The following is a 15,628-nucleotide window of genomic DNA, read 5'->3' as shown; positions in this document are numbered from 1 at the left end:
CGGGGGGTATATCTGGAGTCAGCCCTGATACCCCCAGAGGGTATCTGCACGATCAAGGAGAAGCCCATGTCTTCCTGCTGTTCCCCCGATGGCGCCTGCGCCTCGAACGGTGAGACCACGACCACCGTCGCCGTCGTCGACAGCACCGCCACCGCCTACCGCGTGTCCGGCATGAGCTGCGGACACTGCCGGACCGCCATCACCGCGTCCGTCGGCGCCCTCGCCGGGGTCCTCTCGGTGGACGTGGACGTGGACGGCGGCGTGGTCACCGTGACCACGGCCGGCGAGCCGGACGACGCCGCGATCGCCGCGGCCGTGGACGACGCCGGCTACGAGCTCACCGGCCGGGCCTGACACCCCGGCGCGACCCCGACCCACCCCGGACGCCGGGGCCCCGTCCGTCCACCGGGCCCCGGCACCGACCCCGCGCTCGAACGAGGAGCAGCACTCATGACCACCATCACTCCCGGCGCCGCCCAGGTCGAGCTCGCCATCGGCGGCATGACCTGCGCCTCGTGCGCGGCACGCATCGAGAAGAAGCTCAACCGCATGGACGGTGTCGAGGCGACCGTCAACTACGCCACCGAGAAGGCCAAGGTCACCTTCGACGTCGGCGCCGACATCTCCGTCGCGGACCTGATCGCCACGGTCGAGGCCACCGGCTACACCGCGCACGAGCCCGCGCCGCCCCGCTCCTCCGCCCCGTCCGGCGCCGGGGAGGAGCCGCCGGCCGAGGCCGACGAACTGGCCCCGCTGCGCCAGCGGCTCACCACCGCCGTCGTCCTCTCCGTGCCCGTCATCGCGATGGCGATGGTCCCGGCGCTCCAGATCGACTTCTGGCAGTGGCTCTCGCTGACCCTGGCCGCGCCCGTCGTCACCTACGCCGCCTGGCCCTTCCACCGCGCCGCCTGGACCAACGCCAAGCACGGCGCGGCCACCATGGACACCCTGATCTCGGTGGGCACGATCGCCGCGTTCCTGTGGTCGCTGTGGGCCCTGTTCTTCGGCACGGCCGGCACCCCCGGCATGAGGCACGCCTTCGAGTTCACCATCGCCCGCACCGACGGCGCCGGGAACATCTACCTGGAGGCGGCGGCCGGCGTCACCACCTTCATCCTGGCCGGCCGGTACTTCGAGGCGAAGTCCAAGCGCAAGGCCGGCGCGGCCCTCAAGGCGCTGCTGGAACTCGGCGCCAAGGAGGTCACCGTGCTGCGCGGCGGCCTGGAGGTGACCGTGCCCACGGCCGACCTCCAGGTCGGGGACCGCTTCCTGGTCCGCCCGGGCGAGAAGATCGCCACCGACGGCACCGTCGTCGAGGGCTCCTCCGCCGTGGACGCCTCGATGCTCACCGGCGAGTCCGTCCCGGTCGAGGTCTCCGTCGGCGACTCCGTCACGGGCGCCACCCTGAACGCCGGCGGCCGCCTGGTCGTCGAGGCCACCCGCGTCGGCTCCGACACCCAGCTCTCCCGCATGGCCCGGCTGGTCGAGGACGCGCAGAACGGCAAGGCCGCCGCCCAGCGGCTCGCCGACAAGATCTCCGCCGTGTTCGTACCCGTCGTCATCGCGATCGCCCTGGCCACCCTCGGGTTCTGGCTCGGCACCGGCTCCGGCCTCTCGGCCGCCTTCACCGCGGCCGTCGCCGTCCTGATCATCGCCTGCCCCTGCGCCCTGGGCCTGGCCACCCCCACCGCACTCCTGGTCGGCACCGGCCGCGGCGCCCAGCTCGGCATCCTGATCAAGGGCCCCGAGGTACTGGAGTCCACCCGCAAGGTCGACACCATCGTCCTCGACAAGACCGGCACCGTCACCACCGGCCGGATGACCCTGCTGCACGTGCACACCGCCGAGGGCACCGAAGAGACCGACGTGCTGCGCCTGGCCGGAGCCCTGGAGCACGCCTCCGAGCACCCCATCGCCCAGGCCGTCGCCGCCGGCGCCGCCGCCCGGGTCGGGGCCCTGCCCGCCCCCGAGGACTTCGCCAACATCCCCGGCCTGGGCGTCCAGGGCGTCGTCGAGGGCCACGCCGTCCTCGTCGGCCGCGGCAAGCTGCTCGCCGAGTGGGCGATGGAACTGCCCCCGCACCTGGAGCGCGCCAAGTCCGACGCCGAGTCCGCCGGACGCACCGCGATCGCGGTGGCCTGGGACGGCGAGGCGCGCGCGGTGCTGGAGGTCGCGGACGCCGTCAAGGACACCAGCGCCGAGGCCATCCGCCGGCTGCGCGCCCTGGGCCTGACCCCGATCCTGCTGACCGGCGACAACAAGGCCGTGGCCGAGACGGTGGCCCGCGAGGTGGGCATCGACGAGGTCATCGCCGAGGTCATGCCGCAGGACAAGGTCGACGTGGTCAAGCGGCTCCAGGCCGAGGGCCGCAGCGTCGCCATGGTCGGCGACGGGGTCAACGACGCCGCCGCGCTCGCCCAGGCCGACCTGGGCCTGGCCATGGGCACCGGCACCGACGCCGCCATCGAGGCCGGCGACCTGACCCTCGTACGGGGCGACCTGCGGGCGGCGGCCGACGCCATCCGGCTCGCCCGCAAGACGCTCGGCACGATCCGCTCGAACCTGTTCTGGGCCTTCGCCTACAACGTGGCCGCCCTGCCGCTCGCCGCGGCCGGACTGCTCAACCCGATGATCGCCGGAGCGGCCATGGCCTTCTCCTCGGTCTTCGTCGTCGGCAACAGCCTGCGTCTGCGCGGCTTCCGGGCCGCCGCCAACTGAGGAGTCCCCGTGGCCGGTTACGCAGAACACAAGGAAGACGTCATCCGGCGCCTGCGGCGGATCGAGGGCCAGGTCCGCGGTGTCCAGCGGATGGTGGCCGAGGACGTCTACTGCATCGACGTGCTCACCCAGGTGTCCGCGGTCAACGCCGCGCTCCAGTCCTGCGCCGTGACCCTGCTCGACGAGCACCTCGCCTGCTGCGTCACCGAGGCCATCGCCCAGGGCGGGGACCAGGCCCGGATCAAGGTCGGCGAGGCGAGCAGGGCCATAGCCCGGCTGATCCGCGCGTAGCCCGGCGGCGGCAGGGTCCGGGAGCCCCTCCACACGGTGTCCGTGGGGAGGGGCTCCCGGCGTTCCACGGCCCGGCCACCCGGGGCCCGGATACCGGGTGGGGGTATCCCCGCGCCGGGAGGGCGGGCCGTACGATGAGCCGCTCGCGAGGGGGAGGCCACAAGCATGCGCGTACGCCGGCTGGGAGAGCTGGAAGCCGAGATCATGGACCGGGTCTGGCTGTGGGAACGGCCCGCCTCCGTCCGCGAGATCGTCGACGACATCAACCGGGGCCGCAAGGTCGCCTACACCACCGTCATGACCGTGGCCGACATCCTGTACCGCAAGGGCTGGCTGAGCCGCGAGAAGTCCGGCCGGGCCTGGATGTACCAGGCGGTGCGCAGCCGCGAGGAGTACACGGCGGCGCTCATGCAGGACGCGCTCGGCGACAGCCAGGACCGCCGCGCCACGCTGCTGCGGTTCGTGGAGAGGATGTCCCACGAGGACGTGGAGGCGCTGGACGAGGCCCTGCGCGCGGCCCGCTCCGAGCGCCCCTCCGGCGCGGCGGGCGGCGCCCTGTGAACCACCACGTGCTGCCGCCGCTGGGGCTGGCCCTGGTCACCGGGCTGGTGCTGCCGCTGATGCTGGTCCGCGCCGTGTGGGCGCAGCAGGCGCCCCGGCTGGGACTGGCCGTGTGGATCCTGTGCGGCGCCCTGTTCGCGGCGGCGACGGCGCTGCTGCCGGCGCAGCTGGTGCTGCCCGCGCGGACCAGCCACCGGCTCGTCGACATGGCCCTGACCCTGGAGCCGCCCTCGCCGCGCCGGCTGCTCGACGCGACGCCGCGCGAGGCCCTCGCCGCGCTGTCGGCGCTCGTGGTGCTGGCGGTCCCGGGGACCGGCTTCGTCCGGGAGCTGGTGCGGGCGCGCCGGGCCCGTACGCGCCATGCCGAACTGCTGCGGCTGGTGGGCCGGTACGACGAGCGGCTGGGGGTGACCGTACTGGAGGACCCGCGCCCGGCGGTGTACTGCCTGCCGGGACGCTCGCGCCGGGTCGTGGTCTCGACCGGGGCCCTGGAGGTGCTGTCGAAGCGGGAGCTGGCCGCCGCGCTCGCGCACGAGCGGGCCCACATCGGCGGCCGCCACCACCTGATGGTGGCGGCGGCGGGGGCGTACGCGTCGGTGTTCCGCCGGCTGCCGCTGGCCCGGATCGGGGGGCGGACGGTTCCGCTGCTGCTGGAGATGGCGGCCGACGACCGGGCGCTGCGCGGCTGTTCGAGCGACGCCCTGGCCTCGGCGCTGTACGCGCTGGCGACCGGGCACGCCCCGCAGCGGGCGTTCGCGGCGGGCGGTCCGTCGGCGGCGGTGCGGATGCGGCGCATCCTGGGACCGCGCCGGGCGGGACGTCCGGTCCTGCGGGGGCTGTTCGCGGTCGCCGCCTGCGCGTCCGCCATCCTCCCCCTGGTCGCGCTCTGTTGTTGGACCCGTTGACAGAGGATCACCCGACCCGGCTCTTTACTAAGTCAATTCGTAGATTTCCCCCCGACCCCGACCACTCGAATTGGCCGCTATTGTGGGCGCGTGCGGGCTCAGGACCGGTACGGCGAGGGGTGAGGGATAGATGCTGCTGGCTGACGTGCGGACGGCAGCTCCGCGTGACGCGGCGGCGATTTCCCGGCTCCTCGCCGAAGCCATACGCGAGGACTACGGCAGCCTCCTCGGTGAAATGCGCGTCGGCCGGCTGGTGTCGGACCATTGCGCGCTTCCCCGTATTCGAGCGGAAATAGAAATTCCCGGCGGGGCGCCGGCCTGGCTCGGCTGGCTGGTGGCCGCCGATGCCGACGGGACCGTCGTGGGAGCCGTCTCGGGCGGGGTCCCCGTGACCTCCGAGGGCGAGCTCTACGCCCTGTGCACCACCCCGGCCCGCCGTCGCCAGGGCGTCGGCACGGCCCTCCTGGCGGCCGCCGGCGAGCTGATGCGGGCGCACGGGGCGACGTCCCAGCGGATGACGCTCCCCGCCGAACGGGCCCCGGCCCTGCCGTTCTTCACGCACCACGGGTTCACCGCGCTCACCCCGGTCCGGCTCGGCCGCGTACTCTAGCCCCGCCCTCCCCGCCCCCCGTCCGCTCCGCCGGGACCGTGGCAGATCCACGCCATCGCGTGTTCACGCAGCCCGCAACGCTGGCCCCGCCACCCGCGCGCAGGACAGGATTTCCCCAGCGGCGCGGTCCCCCGGCGGCACGGGAGCCACGCCCCGGACAGCTGGACCGAGCGAGCCCCTGGAGGAGCGATGCACACACCGAGCGGCACTTCCCTGCCCGTCATGCCGGTCGTGCCCGCCGCGTTCGCGCCGATCCCGCCGTCCGCGCCGGAGATCTCCGCTCTCCCCCCGTACGGCGGGACGGCCGTACCGCCCCCGGCGGACTACCTGCCCGGCCTGGAGTCGGCCGCCCCGGCGGACGAGGACTCCGGCTGGCTGCACGACGCGCTGCTGGGTCCGCACAGCGCGGACATCGTCCGCTACCTGAGCCTCGCCCGCAGCTGCGGCGGGCCGGTCCTGGACCTGGGCTGCGGGGCGGGGCGCCTGGCGGTGCCGTTCGCCCGGCAGGGCTTCCACGTCGAGGCCGTGGACCGGGACGCGGCCAGCCTGGAGCGACTGCGGGCCTGGGGCGGGCGGATCGGCCCCCAGGTGTCGCGGCGCCTGGTCACCACGCGGGCCGATCTGGCGCGGCTGAGGCTGCGGGGGACGTACCGGCTGGCCCTGCTGGCCGGGACGATGATCGCGGCGGTGCCGCCCCGCGCCCGCCCCGGTCTGCTACGGGAGATCGCCGGGCACCTGGAGCCGGGCGGGGCGCTGGCCCTGGACTACACCGCCCACGGGCTGCGCGGACTGTCCGAGGAGCCCGAGCGCACCTGGGCGTTCCAGGTCCCCCGGTTCGACGGGGTGGAGGAGTGGACCGTGGCCCGGCAGGTCTTCGACCTGGACGGGATGAGCGAGCGGATCACCTACCACTCCGTGCGGACGGGCAAGGTGCGCACCGAGCGAGTGGCCCGGACCACCGACAAGTGGATCGTCGATCCGGACTGCCTGGCCTCCGAGCTGCACGCGGCGGGGCTGCGCGTGGAACGCCGGCGCGCCTACCGGGTGGACGAGCGGACCGAGAGCGTCCTGCTCGTGTGCCGGGCCGGCGGCTGACGGGCCCGCGCCCCTTCCCTCTCCTCCCGCTCGAGGAGGACTCGCAAGAGGTACGATGCCCCCAAAGGTTTGAGTGGACCAGATGGCGGATGGTGGCGCAGTGAGGGCTGTCGTGGAGGAGTCGACCGGCCGCGAGGCAGTGATCCAGCGCCTCCGCGACGTGGGCCTGCGGGTGACGGGGCCGCGCCTCGAAGTGCTCCAGGTCCTGTCCGCCGGAGGCCACATGGACGTCGAGTCCATCACGGCCGCCGCCCGCGAGCGGCTCGGGACCCTGACCAGCCAGGCCGTCTACGAGATGCTGCGGCACTTCCTGGAGACCGGCCTGGCCGCGAAGTTCGACCGCCCGGGCCTGCCCGCCGTCTTCGAGGTCTCCGGTCCGCCGCACCAGCACGCGCTGTGTCTGCGTTGCGGGCGGGTGGAGAACGTGGAGGCCCCGGTGCCGGAGCCGGCCGGCGACGCGCTCACCGCCTGGCGGACGGACGGCGCCGAGGTCGTCTTCAAGGGACTGTGCCCCGACTGCCTCGCCGCATCCCGCGACTGAGCCCCGCCCCCTCCGCGCCCGTTCCCCCGCAACCGCGGGGGAGTCGGGCGCGGCGGTCGTTCCGGGCGGCCGGCGGACAAGGCCCGCACCTCAGAGGTGTTGCGTGACCCCCGTCACATCCGAAACAGGGGGACGGTGGCTCCCCCATTGGCATGTGCCAAAGTGTGACTGTCGATTCGTAGGACGAGGGGGTCGCTTCGCGATGGCAACGGGCGATGGCAGGGACGGCATCCAGTCGGCCGACAAGGTGCTGGCCCTCTATCAGGAGCTGCGCCTGCGCGGGGTGTCCAGTCTGGGCGACGCCTTCGACGAGCTCGACCTGTCGGCCGAGGAGCGCGAGAAGTGGCGTGCGGAGCTGATCTCGCTCGGCCTCATCGTGCCCACCGGCACCACCCACGCCACCCGCGCCGACCTCCAGTCCGGCGAGTGGCGGCCGGGTCCGGACGCGGTCGCGGCCGTCGATCCCGAGATCGCCCTGCTGCGGATGCTCCAGCGCGAACGGGAGCGGCTGCGCGAGCATCTGGACGAGTCGGATCGTACGTACAGCGCGCTGGAGACGCTGGTCGGAAGGTTCCTGCGGCCCGGCGCGCTGAGCGGTTCCGAGGTCGAGGTGGAGATCCTCGACGACTACGGGCGGATCCAGCAGGTCCTGGAGGACATCACCGACGTCATCCGGCACGACCTGACGTCCATGCACGTCACCGCCCTGGTACGGGAGGTGGCCGACCGGGTGCTGAGCCGGGACCGCCGGCAGATCGACAACGGGGTGCGCATCCGCGCCATCTACCACCAGCGGATCACCACCTCCCCGGAGGCCGTGGAGATGCTCCGGCGCCGGGTCGAGGCGGGCGTGGAGATCCGCCTCTCCCCCGCCGTCCCGATGAACATGATCATCGCGGACCAGCAGTTCGCCGTCCTGCCCGTGCACCCCGACGACCGGTCGGCCGGCGCGATCCTCGCCCGCGGCCCCGCCCTGGTGCGCTCCTACCTCGCGCTGTACGAGCACTGCTGGCACGCCGCCACCCCCTACGGCGACGACGTCGCGCCGGAACTCGGCGGCGACGGACTGTCCGAGCAGCAGCGGGCGGCCCTGAAAATGCTGGCCTCGGGAATGAAGGACGAAAAGGTCGCCCGGACCCTGGGAGTTTCCCTGCGCACGGTGAGCCGCATGCTGTCCGAGCTCATGCAGGAAATGGGGGCGTCCAGCCGGTTCGAGGCGGGAGTACGCGCGCAGCGCCTCGGCTGGCTCGACTGATTTACGGGCCGTTCATCCGCCGGGAATGGCGACGAAAAGACCCCGCGACCTCCCGGAGGGGCGATCGCGGGGTCGTGTCCGCCGACGTGACCGGTTGTTCAGTCCCAGCCGTTGCCGTTGGTGCGGACCGTACAGAGCGGGCGGGCGGGGGCGGTGTGCGCAGCGGACATGATTCCTCCAGGAATTGCGAAAGGTCTTTTCCGTCTCCGCGGATCCGTGCCGCCGGCATTCCTTCGAAGACCTCTCTATTGTCGTACGGATTCCGAAGGCGGACCACTTCCCTATAGCGCACCTGAGGCGGATCTGAAGGAGTTCATACAGACGTTGCGCTTACGCATCTTTGGTCAGCCCAAAAGTGCTGCTAGGCTGGAATTCCGGCCTTCTCGGCCCTCCAGGAGAGAGGAGCCGGCGGGGCAGGAGCGTGCCGCCGCTCCTGCCCCGTTCCCGTCCGGGGCCGGTCGCGCCCCTTCCTCCCGCAGGACGTCCCGGTAGACCTCCAGGGTCCGGGCCGCCGCGCTCCCCCAGCTCATGCTCCGGGCGTGGGCCACCGCCGCCCGGCCCATCGCCGCCGCCTCCGCTGGATGTTCGGCGAACCACAGCAGCCTGCGGGCGTACTCCGCCGGGTCGTTGCCGTGGACGAGCACGCCCGTCACCCCGTCCCGTACTGCGGTCGGCAGCCCGCCGACGGCCGAGGCCAGCACCGGGGTCCCGCACGCCTGCGCCTCCAGGGCGACCAGCCCGAAGGACTCGCTCCGCGAGGGCACCATCAGCACGTCCGCCGCCCGGTACCACAGCGCCAACTCCTCCTGCGGCACCGGCGGATGGTGGCGCAGGACGTCCGAGACCCCGAGCTCGCGGGCCAGTTCCCAGGCCTCGCCGCGCGGTCCGGCGCCCGAGTTTCCGCCCACCACGGGGACGAGTGTGCGCCGGCGCAGGTGCGGGGCCCGCTCCAGCAGTGCGGCGACCGCGCGCACCATCACGTCGGGTCCCTTGAGGGGCTGGATGCGCCCCGCGTACAGGGGGACGAACGCGTCGGCGGGCAGGCCCAGCCGGGCCCGCGCCCGCTCCTTCCCACGGCCGGGGCCGAAGGTGGTCAGGTCCACGCCCGGCCGGACGATCCGGGTCCGGCGCGCGTCGGCCCCGTACAGCTCGCCCAGCGCCCTCGCCTCGTCGGCCGTGTTGGCGATCAGGCGGTCGGCGGAGCCGACGACCTGGTGTTCGCCGCGCACGCGCAGCTCCGGCTCGGGGGTGTCCCCCTCGGCGAGGGCGGCGTTCTTGACCCGGGCCAGGGTGTGGGCGGTGTGCACGAACGGGATCCGCCAGCCGGCGGCCGCGATGCGGCCCGCCTGGCCGGAGAGCCAGTAGTGCGAGTGGACCAGGTCGTAGCGCCGCTCCTCCTTGAGCAGCGCCAGCGAGAACGGCACCACCAGGGCGGGCATGTCCTCCTTGGGCAGGGGCGCGCGCGGTCCGGCCTCCAGGTGGCGCACCCGGACTCCGGGGCCGAGGCCGGCCGGGTCCGGGTGCTCCTCGCCACGGCAGCGGGTGAACAGGTCCACCTCGACGCCCTGTTCGGCGAGGGCGCGGGAGAGCTGGACCATGTAGACGTTCATGCCGCCCGCGTCCCCGGTGCCGGGCTGGTGCAGCGGTGAGGTGTGGACGCTGAGCATGGCGACGCGCAGGGACACGTGGAGCTCCTACGGGGAGGGGCCGCGCGCGCCCCGCACCGCCGGGTGACCGGCGCGCGGTCACGCGGCGAAGGAGGGTGGTCGACTCGCTGTGGTGCGGGCGGTGCGGGGGGGCGCTCCCGGCGTGCCGCCGTGTGGGGGGCGGCGGCACGGGCCGGGCGGAACCGGGGTCGGGTCGGCTCGGCTCAGGTCGGGTCAGAAGCCGAAGACCGGGCCCGAGGGCGGGGCCAGCCGGGTGCCCGGGGCGGGCGGCACGAGGACCGCGGCCGAAACCGGTCCGCCCGGCTGCGACTTGAGGGCCGAAGCCAGCCGGTCCGCGCCCTCCGGCATCACCGGCCGCGCCCAGGCGGCGAGCGCCCGGGCCACGGCCAGCTGCGCCGCCAGGGCCGGCAGGTGGCGGCTGTCGGCGGTGGGGCGGTGCGCCTCGTGCGCGTTGACGTGGCCGAAGTCGGCCGCCGAGCGCACCGTCTCGTCGAGCAGGGCGACCGCCCTGCGGGGGTCGAAGGACTCCGGTGCGTACGCGTCGCGCAGGTCCTCCACTCCGCGCAGCAGCCGGCGTTCCAGCACCTCCCAGCCGGCGCCGCCCGGCAGGGCGGCCGGGGCCAGCCCCGCGCACTCCTCCCGGACGGCCGCGAACAGCCTCGACAGCCAGCTGTTCCAGCTCTCGTCGAGCTCACGGCGGGCGGCGGCGAGCCGCTCGGGGTGGAACTCCGTGCGGCGGCCCAGCGGACGGGCCTGGAGGACGTGCCGGCGCAGCGTGTCCGATCCGTACTCGGTGATCAGGTCCAGGGCCCAGGCCTTCTGGCCGGAGCCCCAGACGAGGGCCTCGTCCTCGACCACGTACGCCTCGTTGACGCAGAAGTGCTGCGGCAGCTTGACGCCCTGGGCGAAGAGCAGGACCGGCAGCAGCACGGCGTGGCAGAAGGCGTGCCCGAAACCGCAGAAGTGGATGGCCCGTTCGGGCAGGGCCTGGTCCCCGTAGCCGAACAGGTGCATGGCGGCGGCCTCGAAGCAGCCGTCGATCCGGTGCTCGGGAAAGCCGTCGACCGGGACGGGCAGCCCCCACTCCGCCGGGTGGGCCACCGCGATGTCGGGCAGGCCGTCCTCGACGAGGGACTCGCAGAGCGCGGCCAGGCGCGGCGGCAGACCGGCGGTGGCCCAGTACTCGGCGAGGGCCTCGCGGTGCGGTTCCAGCGGGACGTAGAGGCGGCGGCAGCGCCGGGGCGCGGCCGGGGAGCCGCACTGGGCGCAGCGGGCCTCCAGGAGGTCGCCGCCGTCGTTGGGGCGGGCGCACTCGTGGCACATGCCGCCGTCGCTGGAGGCCGCGCAGTGCGGGCAGGTGCCGGTGACGTGGGCGCCGTGGAGCCAGCGTTCGCAGGACTCGCAGTACGGGGTGAGGCGGGTGCGGGCGGCGATGACGCCCTCGTCGTGCAGGCGCCGGAAGAGGTCCGCGAGCCAGCGTCCGTAGCCCTTGTCCTGGCGGGGGCGCACGACGTGGTCGAACTCCACGCCCGAGCGCAGCCAGTCCGAGGTGATCGCGGCCCGGTACCCCTCCGCGACCTCCTCCGGTTTGCGGCCCGCGCGCAGGGCCCGGGCGTGTACGGAGCTGTTGTGGTCGGCGGTGCCCGTGGTGAACAGGACGGGCTCGCCCTCGGCCCTCAGGAAGCGCGACAGGACGTCCGCCGCGACGTAGGGACCTGCGAGGTGGCCGACGTGGAGTTCGCCGTGGGTGGCCGGCGGGGTCGCGGTGATCCATACGGGGGTGCTCATGGGACCTCCTTGACGTTGTGGTGCGCAGTACGCAGCGGGGCTTGCAACGGGATGCGCGGACAGGCCGCTGCCCGGCCGCCGGGAAGCCCGGGGTGCCGTACCAGGGTGACAGAGAAACGAACCGTACGGTCTGATATGCGGGTGCGCGTTCACGCCGTTGCGTGGACACGCCAGGAGGTACCGGCCGGTCGGCCAGGTCGTCCCCGGCCTCTCGGGCCTCGTTCCCACAGGCCGTACGGCCGTTCAGGCGGCGCAGTCCAGCGGGATGCGCATGCCCCGGACCACCTCGGTCCACAGCTCGTGCGCGGCCAGCGCCCACAGAGCGAGCGCGTCGCGCTCCGACGGGCGTTCCAACTGGCGCGCGAGCAGCGCCCGGACCCGTTCCGGCCGGACCTGTCCGGCCCGCGCCAGCCGCTCGCCGGAGAGCAGTTCGCGTACGGGGTCCAGGAGCGGGCCGCCGGGGGCGATCAGGGCGGCCACGGGCAGGGCGGCCGACGGCCGGGCGCACTGCGCCACGGCCTTGGGCAGCAGCTCGCGCCCGGCCGCGAGCAGGGGCCGCCGGCCCTGCGCGGCGGGCGCGAGGGCGCGGGCGTACGCGGCGACGGCGGGGCGGCAGAAGGGCATCCTGGCCTCGACCGCCCAGGCCATGCCCATGTGGTCGGCCCGGCGCAGGGGCCCGGCGGGCAGCCGCCAGCGGGCCTCGAAGGCGGTCACGGCGGCCTGCCGGTCGCCGTCCGCGCAGGAGCGCAGTTCCCGCTCGACGCGGTCGGCTGCCGAGCCCTCGTCGGCGAGGAAGGCGCGGTAGGCCGGTGTGTACAGCCACTCGCGCAGCATCCGGGGCGCGGCGCCCAGCGCGTCGGCATAGGAGGCGGCCCAGTCCGGTCCGGAGGGCGCGCAGGAGGCGGCGTGCAGCCGTTCCGGCCCGCCGAACAGCTCGTCGGCGCCGTCCCCGGTGAGCGCGACCGTGTACCCGGCCTGCCGGACCGCCCGGAAGAGGGCGTACGCGGCGGGGGCGGCGGGGTCCGCGTCCGGCTGCCCCAGGTGGCGGGTGGTCCGGGTGAGCAGCGAGGGCAGTTCGGCCGGGTCCAGGGCGACCTCCTGGTGGAGGGTGCGGGCGTGCCGGGCGGTCTGCCGGGCCCGGCGGTGCTCGGCGCCGGGCCACCGGCCGCGCAGGGCGAGGTGGAAGGTCTGCGGAGCGGGCGCCCCGGTCTCTCGCGCGTACTCGGCGGCCAGGGCCGTGACCAGGCCGGACGCGAGGCCGCCGCTGGTGAGGACGCACACCGGCACGTCGGCCCGCGCCAGGCTGCGGACCTCCCGGCGCAGCAGGTCGCCGGCGTCCTCGCCCGCCCCCTCGGGGACCTGCGGGGGGAGCGGCGGCCCAGGAGGTCTGCGCCGTACGACGGGTGCCCGGCCGGGGCGTACGACGGCGGTCGCGCCGGGTTGCAGGAGCCCGATGCCTTCCAGGGCGGTACGGGCGGAGACCGGGGTGCGCAGGCACAGGACGGTGTCGAGGCTGTCCTCGCGCGGTGCGGCCCGCACCCCGTCGAAGGCCAGCAGCGCCGGGATCTCCGAGGCGAAGCGGAACGTGCCGTCCGAGCCCTGGTGGTAGTGGAGGGGCTTCGTCCCGAGCGGGTCGACGGCGAGGACCAGCCGGGGGGCGGCGCGCAGGTCGAGGACGGCGACGGCGAACATCCCGTCGAGCCGTCGCGCGAAGTCCGGACCGTACTCGGCGTACAGCGCGGGCAGCAGGGTGCCGTCGCAGCGGTCGGGAAACCGGTGGCCGCGGGCGGCGAGTTCGCCGCGCAGCGCCGCGTGGTTGTAGATCTGGCCGTTGAGGACGGCCGTGATCCCCGGCAGGTGCGCGAGCCGGTACGGCTGGCTCCCGCCGCGCGGGTCGGTCACGGCGAGCCGGTCACAGCCGAGCGACCAGCCGGGCCCGCGCAGCACCCGGTGTTCGTCGGGCCCGCCGTGCCGCTGCCGGGCGGATACGGCGGCGAGTTCGGCCGGGTCGGGGTCGGCCGGCGCGGCCGAGAAGGAGCCGAAGATCCTGCACATGACGGGCGCCTCCGCTTCCCACGCGCGCGTGGTTCCTGAGCGATGTGGTGCGGTGAAGTCCTCGGGTGGCGTACGGACGACATGTCGCGAGTACGCCAAAGGGGCCGCCTTGCGGCCCACGGTCACGCCCAACAGGCTGACCTCATGGAACACTTCGCGACCCATCACATTGACCGCAGCGCACCGGAATCCCTGCTGGTCGTGGCCGCGCACCCGGACGACATCGAGTTCTGCGTCAGCGGGACGGTCATGCGGTGGATCGCTCAGGGCACACAGCGCGTGACGTACTGCATCGTCACGGACGGCGGCGCCGGCGGCTACGACGACCGGCTCCCCCGCCAGGCCATGGGCGACCTCCGCCGGGCCGAACAGGTCCATTCGGCCAAGCGCAGCGGCGTCGACGACGTCCGCTTCCTCGGCTATCCCGACAGTTACGTCGAACCGAGCGTGGAGCTGCGCCGCGACCTGTGCCGGGTGATCCGGGAGGTCCGCCCGCAGCGGGCCGTCATCCCGAGCCCGGAGATCAACTGGTCCCGCATAGCCGACCTGCACCCCGACCACCGCGCGGTGGGCGACGCCGCGCTCCGGGCGATCTACCCCGAGGCCCGCAACCCCTTCGCCCACCCGTCCCTGCTCAAGGAGGAGGGGCTGGAGCCGTGGATCGTGCCCGAGCTGTGGCTGATGACGGGCCCGACCCCGAACCAGTACGTGGACGTCACCCCGGTCTTCGACCGGAAGGTGGAGGCCCTGCGCATCCACACCTCGCAGACCGCCCACTTCGACGATCTGGCGGGGCTGCTGCGGGAGTGGCTCGGCGAGCACGCGCGGGCGGCGGGGCTGCCCGCGGGGCGGATGGCGGAGGCCTTCCAGGTCGTGCGGATCGAGGGATGAGGGCCGCCCGGGCCGGGACCCGGTCCGGGCGCGCCCCTCGGGCTCACCGGTAGATGAGCAGTTCCGCTTCGGTCGCGCCCACCAGTTCGTAGCGGGTGGCGACCAGGGGGCGGCCCGAGTAGATCCGGATCAGCGTCGCCCCGTCGCCCCTGAACCGGGCCGGGGGCCGGCCGTCCACCTCGTTGCCCAGTTCCAGCGCTCCGGTGCGACCGCCGAGTTCGGCGATCAGCCGGGGCGTCTCGCGTGTGCGGCTGGCGGTGCGCAGCAGGGGCAGGGCGAGCGCTTGGCTGTCCCCGGCGTACGCGCCGGGCTCCCCCAGCGCCTCGCGGACGTCACCGGCGTGGATCCACTCCCCCAGGGCCACCGTGTCCAGCCGGCCGTCGCCGGCGGCGATGACCGGGCCCGCCTCGCTGAACCCGCGCTCCAGTTCGTCGACGATCCGGCCCACCGGCCAGTGTTCGCGCTCGGCGACGTCGGCCGCGTTGGCGGCGGGGAGGAAGACGCCCTCCTCCAGCCGGTCCTCGACGATCCGCACGAGGGCGGCCGCGCAGTGGGCGAGGACCTCCCGCACGGTCCAGCCCGGGCAGGCGGTGCGCAGCCCGTACGAGGCCTCCGGCGTACGCCGCAACAGCGGGACCAGCGCGTCCCGTTCGGTACGCAGCAGCAGGTCCGGGAGCCACGGGTCCCGCACGCCGGGGCCGGCGGCGGTGTCCGGAGCGGTCTCCACGATGGTGTCCACGGTGTTCCCGTCGGTCAGTAGCGGTAGTGGTCGGGCTTGTACGGGCCCTCGACCTTGACGCCGATGTACTCGGCCTGCTCCGGGCGCAGCGTGGTGAGCTTGACGCCGAGCGCGTCGAGGTGGAGACGGGCCACCTTCTCGTCGAGGTGCTTGGGCAGCACGTAGACGTCGGTCGGGTACTCCTCGGGCTTGGTGAACAGCTCGATCTGCGCCAGGGTCTGGTCCGCGAAGGAGTTCGACATCACGAACGACGGGTGACCGGTCGCGTTGCCCAGGTTCAGCAGGCGGCCCTCGGACAGCACGATCAGGACCTTGCCGTCGGGGAACGTCCAGGTGTGGACCTGCGGCTTGACCTCGTCCTTGACGATGCCCTCGACCCTGGCCAGACCCGCCATGTCGATCTCGTTGTCGAAGTGACCGATGTTGCCCACGATCGCCTGGTGCTTCATCCGGGCCATGTCACCGGCCATGATGATGTCCTTGTTGCCCGTGGTCGTGATGAAGATGTCGGC

15 protein-coding genes are annotated in these 15,628 nt (G+C 74.0%); 10 read left to right on the top strand and 5 right to left on the bottom strand.

Annotated features, from left to right (window positions below):
* The first annotated feature begins 66 nt into the window (after positions 1 to 66).
* From ACFY15_RS28995 to ACFY15_RS28955, 9 genes are all read left to right on the top strand, one after another.
* Positions 67 to 354 carry a cation transporter gene (locus tag ACFY15_RS28995; RefSeq protein WP_390691431.1) on the top strand — a complete coding sequence of 96 codons (288 nt, stop codon included), beginning with the start codon at positions 67 to 69 and terminating at the stop codon, positions 352 to 354.
* 96 nt (positions 355 to 450) lie between these two features.
* On the top strand, positions 451 to 2,718 hold the full coding sequence (locus ACFY15_RS28990; RefSeq protein ID WP_390691430.1) for a heavy metal translocating P-type ATPase: 2,268 nt from the start codon (positions 451 to 453) through the stop codon (positions 2,716 to 2,718).
* 9 nt (positions 2,719 to 2,727) lie between these two features.
* Positions 2,728 to 3,009: a metal-sensitive transcriptional regulator gene (locus ACFY15_RS28985; protein ID WP_390691429.1), complete on the top strand. Its 282-nt coding sequence runs from the start codon at positions 2,728 to 2,730 to the stop codon at positions 3,007 to 3,009.
* A 165-nt stretch (positions 3,010 to 3,174) separates the two neighbouring features.
* On the top strand, positions 3,175 to 3,570 hold the full coding sequence (locus tag ACFY15_RS28980) for a BlaI/MecI/CopY family transcriptional regulator (RefSeq protein ID WP_390826344.1): 396 nt from the start codon (positions 3,175 to 3,177) through the stop codon (positions 3,568 to 3,570).
* A complete protein-coding gene (locus ACFY15_RS28975; RefSeq protein ID WP_390826343.1) occupies positions 3,567 to 4,475 on the top strand; it encodes a M56 family metallopeptidase in 909 nt (302 codons plus the stop codon). The genes ACFY15_RS28980 and ACFY15_RS28975 overlap by 4 nt, the downstream gene beginning before the upstream one ends.
* Positions 4,476 to 4,605: 130 nt before the next feature.
* Complete coding sequence (locus tag ACFY15_RS28970; RefSeq protein ID WP_390826342.1) at positions 4,606 to 5,085, top strand: GNAT family N-acetyltransferase; 480 nt, start codon at positions 4,606 to 4,608, stop codon at positions 5,083 to 5,085.
* Positions 5,086 to 5,274: 189 nt separating this feature from the next.
* On the top strand, positions 5,275 to 6,180 hold the full coding sequence (locus ACFY15_RS28965) for a methyltransferase domain-containing protein (protein ID WP_390691425.1): 906 nt from the start codon (positions 5,275 to 5,277) through the stop codon (positions 6,178 to 6,180).
* A gap of 100 nt (positions 6,181 to 6,280) precedes the next feature.
* The gene (locus tag ACFY15_RS28960; RefSeq protein ID WP_390826341.1) at positions 6,281 to 6,721 is read left to right on the top strand and encodes a Fur family transcriptional regulator; all 441 of its coding nucleotides are present in this window, start codon (positions 6,281 to 6,283) and stop codon (positions 6,719 to 6,721) included.
* Positions 6,722 to 6,923: 202 nt separating this feature from the next.
* Complete coding sequence (locus ACFY15_RS28955) at positions 6,924 to 7,976, top strand: LuxR C-terminal-related transcriptional regulator (RefSeq protein WP_390691423.1); 1,053 nt, start codon at positions 6,924 to 6,926, stop codon at positions 7,974 to 7,976.
* Positions 7,977 to 8,320: 344 nt separating this feature from the next.
* Here ACFY15_RS28955 and mshA read toward each other — a convergent pair whose 3' ends face one another.
* The 3 genes from mshA to ACFY15_RS28940 form a co-directional block, all read right to left on the bottom strand.
* The gene (mshA, locus tag ACFY15_RS28950) at positions 8,321 to 9,661 is read right to left on the bottom strand and encodes a D-inositol-3-phosphate glycosyltransferase (protein WP_390691422.1); all 1,341 of its coding nucleotides are present in this window, start codon (positions 9,659 to 9,661) and stop codon (positions 8,321 to 8,323) included.
* Positions 9,662 to 9,856: 195 nt separating this feature from the next.
* Complete coding sequence (locus tag ACFY15_RS28945) at positions 9,857 to 11,431, bottom strand: class I tRNA ligase family protein (RefSeq protein WP_390691421.1); 1,575 nt, start codon at positions 11,429 to 11,431, stop codon at positions 9,857 to 9,859.
* A 243-nt stretch (positions 11,432 to 11,674) separates the two neighbouring features.
* The gene (locus tag ACFY15_RS28940) at positions 11,675 to 13,486 is read right to left on the bottom strand and encodes an asparagine synthetase B family protein (protein WP_390691420.1); all 1,812 of its coding nucleotides are present in this window, start codon (positions 13,484 to 13,486) and stop codon (positions 11,675 to 11,677) included.
* Between the two features lie 144 nt (positions 13,487 to 13,630).
* Between ACFY15_RS28940 and ACFY15_RS28935 the strand changes: the two genes are divergently transcribed.
* Positions 13,631 to 14,377, top strand: a complete 747-nt coding sequence (locus ACFY15_RS28935; RefSeq protein ID WP_390691419.1) for a PIG-L deacetylase family protein — start codon at positions 13,631 to 13,633, stop codon at positions 14,375 to 14,377.
* 43 nt (positions 14,378 to 14,420) lie between these two features.
* On the opposite strand, the gene ACFY15_RS28930 is transcribed toward ACFY15_RS28935, so the two are convergent.
* Together ACFY15_RS28930 and ACFY15_RS28925 are read right to left on the bottom strand one after the other, a co-directional pair.
* Positions 14,421 to 15,116, bottom strand: coding sequence for a maleylpyruvate isomerase family mycothiol-dependent enzyme (locus ACFY15_RS28930; RefSeq protein WP_390691418.1), 696 nt, complete (start codon positions 15,114 to 15,116; stop codon positions 14,421 to 14,423).
* A gap of 14 nt (positions 15,117 to 15,130) precedes the next feature.
* On the bottom strand, positions 15,131 to 15,628 hold a 498-nt coding region (locus ACFY15_RS28925; protein WP_390826340.1), incomplete at its 5' end, for an adenosylhomocysteinase.

The sequence above is a fragment of the Streptomyces sp. NPDC001373 genome, assembly GCF_042895815.1.
In the GTDB taxonomy this organism is placed as follows: Bacteria; Actinomycetota; Actinomycetes; order Streptomycetales; family Streptomycetaceae; genus Streptomyces.
Note: the sequence above shows the minus strand (reverse complement) of the source record. Positions and strands in the feature narration are given on the sequence as shown.

What these genes read in the sequence shown, in the direction of transcription:
- ACFY15_RS28995 (WP_390691431.1), top strand. Translation starts at nt 67, where the DNA reads ATGTCTTCCTGCTGTTCCCCCGATGGCGCCTGCGCCTCGAACGGTGAG.
- ACFY15_RS28990 (WP_390691430.1), top strand. Translation starts at nt 451, where the DNA reads ATGACCACCATCACTCCCGGCGCCGCCCAGGTCGAGCTCGCCATCGGC.
- ACFY15_RS28980 (WP_390826344.1), top strand. Translation starts at nt 3,175, where the DNA reads ATGCGCGTACGCCGGCTGGGAGAGCTGGAAGCCGAGATCATGGACCGG.
- ACFY15_RS28970 (WP_390826342.1), top strand. Translation starts at nt 4,606, where the DNA reads ATGCTGCTGGCTGACGTGCGGACGGCAGCTCCGCGTGACGCGGCGGCG.
- ACFY15_RS28965 (WP_390691425.1), top strand. Translation starts at nt 5,275, where the DNA reads ATGCACACACCGAGCGGCACTTCCCTGCCCGTCATGCCGGTCGTGCCC.
- ACFY15_RS28955 (WP_390691423.1), top strand. Translation starts at nt 6,924, where the DNA reads ATGGCAACGGGCGATGGCAGGGACGGCATCCAGTCGGCCGACAAGGTG.
- ACFY15_RS28945 (WP_390691421.1), bottom strand. Translation starts at nt 11,431, where the DNA reads ATGAGCACCCCCGTATGGATCACCGCGACCCCGCCGGCCACCCACGGC.
- ACFY15_RS28940 (WP_390691420.1), bottom strand. Translation starts at nt 13,486, where the DNA reads ATGTGCAGGATCTTCGGCTCCTTCTCGGCCGCGCCGGCCGACCCCGAC.
- ACFY15_RS28935 (WP_390691419.1), top strand. Translation starts at nt 13,631, where the DNA reads ATGGAACACTTCGCGACCCATCACATTGACCGCAGCGCACCGGAATCC.